The sequence below is a fragment of the Methylopila musalis genome (assembly GCF_042679725.1).
Taxonomy (GTDB): Bacteria; Pseudomonadota; Alphaproteobacteria; order Rhizobiales; family Methylopilaceae; genus Methylopila; species Methylopila musalis.
In genome coordinates, this window is sequence record NZ_JBHTMX010000255.1 from 1 (window position 1) to 3,432 (window position 3,432).

General features: G+C 71.7%; 4 protein-coding genes. 1 reads left to right on the forward strand and 3 read right to left on the reverse strand.

Features of this window, described 5'->3' with window-relative positions; all coding sequences use genetic code 11:
- Positions 1-1,227, forward strand: a 1,227-nt coding sequence (locus ACFQ4O_RS16225) for a sensor histidine kinase (protein ID WP_378777196.1), incomplete at its 5' end; no start/stop codon positions are given.
- Positions 1,228-1,363: 136 nt separating this feature from the next.
- Here ACFQ4O_RS16225 and ACFQ4O_RS16230 read toward each other — a convergent pair.
- The 3 genes from ACFQ4O_RS16230 to ACFQ4O_RS16240 form a co-directional block, all read right to left on the reverse strand.
- Positions 1,364-2,287 (reverse strand): glycine--tRNA ligase subunit alpha, encoded by a 924-nt coding sequence (locus ACFQ4O_RS16230; protein ID WP_378777198.1) that lies wholly within the window; start codon positions 2,285-2,287, stop codon positions 1,364-1,366.
- A gap of 100 nt (positions 2,288-2,387) precedes the next feature.
- Positions 2,388-2,576, reverse strand: coding sequence for a hypothetical protein (locus ACFQ4O_RS16235; protein ID WP_378777200.1), 189 nt, complete (start codon positions 2,574-2,576; stop codon positions 2,388-2,390).
- A 112-nt stretch (positions 2,577-2,688) separates the two neighbouring features.
- A partial coding sequence (locus ACFQ4O_RS16240; RefSeq protein WP_378777202.1) for a S49 family peptidase occupies positions 2,689-3,432 on the reverse strand: 744 nt, incomplete at its 5' end.

Below are 3,432 nucleotides of genomic sequence, written 5' to 3' on the forward strand. Positions count from 1 at the left end.
GTCGCCCGGGACGGCCGCGAGATCGACGTGGAGGCGCGGCTGTCGGCGCTGACCTGGGCCGGCGGCCCGGCGACGCTGGTGACGCTGCGCCGGAACGACGCGACGGCCGCCGCGCCGGACACGGGCCACGACCTCGACGCGGTGCTGGACGCCGTGTCCGACGGCGTGCTGACCCTCGACGCCACGGGCCGCATCCTCGCGATCAACCGCCGCGCGACCGAGCTGCTCGGCTACGCCGCGACCGAGGTGGTGGGCGGCCCGCTGTCGCTGGTTCTGGCGCCCGAAAGCCGGCGCGCCGCCTTCGACTATCTCGACGAGATGAAGACCGCCGCCGGCGCGGCCGCCGCCCCCCGGGGCCGCGAGGTGCTGGGCCTCGTGCGGCGCGGCGGCGCGATCCCGCTCCATCTCACGCTCGGGCCGCTGGGCGCCGCCACGGAGGCGCGCTTCTGCGCCGTGCTGCGGGACGTCAGCCCCTGGAAACAGGTGGAGGAGGACCTGCGCGCCGCCAAGCGGCAGGCGGAGCGGGCCTCGGCGCACAAGTCCGACTTCCTCGCCAAGGTCAGCCACGAGATCCGCACACCCCTCAACGCCATCATCGGCTTCGCCGAGGTGATGATGGAAGAGAGGCTGGGGAGCGTCGGCAACGAGCGCTACAAGGACTACCTGCGCGACATCCACATGTCGGGCCAGCACCTGATCAGCCTCGTCAACGACCTGCTCGATCTGTCCAAGATCGAGTCCGGCAAGATCGAGCTGGAGCTGACCGACGTCGACCTGAACGAGGCCGTGTCCCAGTCGGTGGCGCTGCTTCAGCCGCAGGCCAACCGCGAGCGGATCATCGTGCGCACCTCGCTCGCCCGCGGCCTGCCGCGGGTGCGGGCCGACCGGCGCTCCGTGCGGCAGATCGTGCTGAACCTCGCCTCCAACGCGGTGAAGTTCACCCCCGGCGGCGGGCAGGTGATCGTGGCGACCGCCATCAACGACCACGGCGAGCCGGTGATCCGGGTGCGCGACACCGGCCAGGGCATGTCGCGCAAGGACATCGCCCAGGCGCTGGAGCCGTTCCGCCGCCTGCCGGTGAGCGGCCACGAGGGCGCAGGCCTCGGCCTGCCGCTGACCAAGGCGCTGGCGGAGGCCAACCAGGCCCGGTTCGACATCCGCAGCGCGGTCGGCGAAGGCACGCTGGTGGAGATCGCCTTCCCCGCCATCGCCCGCGCCGTGGGCTGAAGACGGGGAGCGGGCCGCCCCAAGCGGAAGCAGGCGCAGCCGGAAACGCGGAGGCCCCTCCCCTGTCCCGACCTCAGGAACCGAAGAAGGGGATCAGCGTCCGTCGCCCTTGAGACGCTCTGCCCCGCGACAGCGCTTACGCCGCCTGCGCGCCGCCGGCTTCGGTCTTCAGCCAGGCGGCGCCGCAGGCTTTGGCGAGTTCGCGCACCCGCAGGATGTAGCTCTGGCGCTCGGTGACCGAGATCACGCCGCGGGCGTCCAGCAGGTTGAAGGCGTGGCTCGCCTTGATGGCTTGGTCATAGGCCGGCATCGCCATGAGGTGGCGCTCGCCCGCCTCGCCGGCGGCGAGCAGGGCGCGGCATTCGGCCTCCGCGTCCTCGAAATGGCGCTTCAGCAGGCCGACGTCGGCGTGCTCGAAGTTGAAGCGGGAGTATTCCTGCTCGGCCTGCTTGAACACGTCGCCATAGGTGATCTTCTCGGCGCCCTCGCGGCCGTTGAAGTTGAGATCGAAACCCCGGTCCACGCCCTGGATGTACATGGCGAGGCGCTCCAGACCGTAGGTCAGCTCGCCCGAGACCGGGTTGCAGTCCACGCCCGCCACCTGCTGGAAATAGGTGAACTGCGACACCTCCATGCCGTCGCACCAGCACTCCCAGCCGAGGCCCCAGGCGCCCAGCGTCGGGCTTTCCCAATCGTCCTCCACGAAGCGCACGTCGTGCAGCGCCGGGTCGAGGCCGATCGCCTTCAGGCTGTCGAGATAGAGCTCCTGAAGGTTGTCCGGGCTCGGCTTCAGGATGACCTGGAACTGGTAATAGTGCTGGAACCGGTTGGGGTTTTCGCCGTAGCGCCCGTCCTTGGGCCGGCGGGAGGGCTGCACATAGGCGGCCTTCCACGGCTTGGGGCCGAGCGAGCGCAGCGTGGTCGCCGGGTGGAACGTGCCGGCGCCCACCTCCATGTCGTAAGGCTGCAGAACGACGCAGCCCTGCTCCGCCCAGAAGCGCTGCAGCGTGAGGATGAGCCCCTGGAACGAGCGGGCGGGCGAAAGCGGATCGGCGGTCATGGGGCTCAGGCGAGGTCCGGCGGCGCGAAGGGAAATCAGGCGTGGCGGACGCTAGGCGACGGGACCGGGCGAGGCAAGCGCCGCGTCGGCGCCGCCGTCCTCAGCCCACCCGGTATTCGCCGGTGGCGGGGTCGCGGCGGAGCGTGGGGCGCAGATCGCGTTCGGCGACCTCGCGCTGGCGTTCGCTTTCGTCGAGGGCGCGATTGACCCGGCGCCACTCGCGCCGCAGCGCCTTGGCGCCGTAGACCGCGCCGGCGGCGGCCGCGGCGATCACCAGAAAAGGCGGCATCTGTGGTCGAAACTCCTTCGCGGCCCTCACGGCGGACGAGGCAGCCTGTCGAAGGATCATGGCGCGATCGCGGCGCCGGGCCAAGCGGAAACGGCCCGCCCGCTCGACGCCGTCACAGCCCGACGCGGGACCACATCGCCCGCGCCTCGAGCATGGCCAGCGCCTCGCCGGCGAGCTCCGCGCCCACGCCCTCGCCCCGCCCGGACAGGCGTCGCAGCAGCGGCTGGCGCGAGGCGATCAGCCGGATGTCCACCTTGTCGCCCCAGCGCTCCCGGAGCGTGGAGCGCAGGTCGCCGATCCGGTCCACGAGGCCGAGGCCAAGCCCCGTGGCGCCGGTCCAGAACGCGCCGGTGAACAGCTCGCCGTCCGCGTCGTTCAGGGCCGAGCCCCGGCGCTCCTTCACCAGCGCGATGAAATGCTCGTGGATCTCGCGCTGGATCTCCTTCAGGCGCTCCACGTCTTCCGGCTTTTCCGGCGAGAACGGATCGAGGATCGCCTTGTTCGAGCCGGACGTGTGGAGCCGGCGCTCGACGCCGATGCGCTCGATCGCCCGGTCGAAGCCGAAGCTGGCGGAGATCACGCCGATCGAACCGACGATGGAGGACGGATCGGCGACGATCTCGTCGGCCGCGCAGGCGATCATGTAGCCGCCGGAGGCCGCGGCGTCCTCCACGAAGGCGGTGACGGCCAGCTCCTTCTCGGCCGCGAGCTGGCGGATGCGGCGATGGATCAGGTGCGCCTGCGCCGGGGAGCCGCCGGGCGAGTTGACGACGATCGCCACCTCCCGCGCGCCGGGCGTCGCGAAGGCGCGCTCAAGCTGCGGCGCGCAGCCGGCGAGCGTCAACGCGGCGCAGGC

What these genes read in the sequence shown, in the direction of transcription:
- ACFQ4O_RS16230 (WP_378777198.1), bottom strand. Translation starts at nt 2,287, where the DNA reads ATGACCGCCGATCCGCTTTCGCCCGCCCGCTCGTTCCAGGGGCTCATC.
- ACFQ4O_RS16235 (WP_378777200.1), bottom strand. Translation starts at nt 2,576, where the DNA reads ATGCCGCCTTTTCTGGTGATCGCCGCGGCCGCCGCCGGCGCGGTCTAC.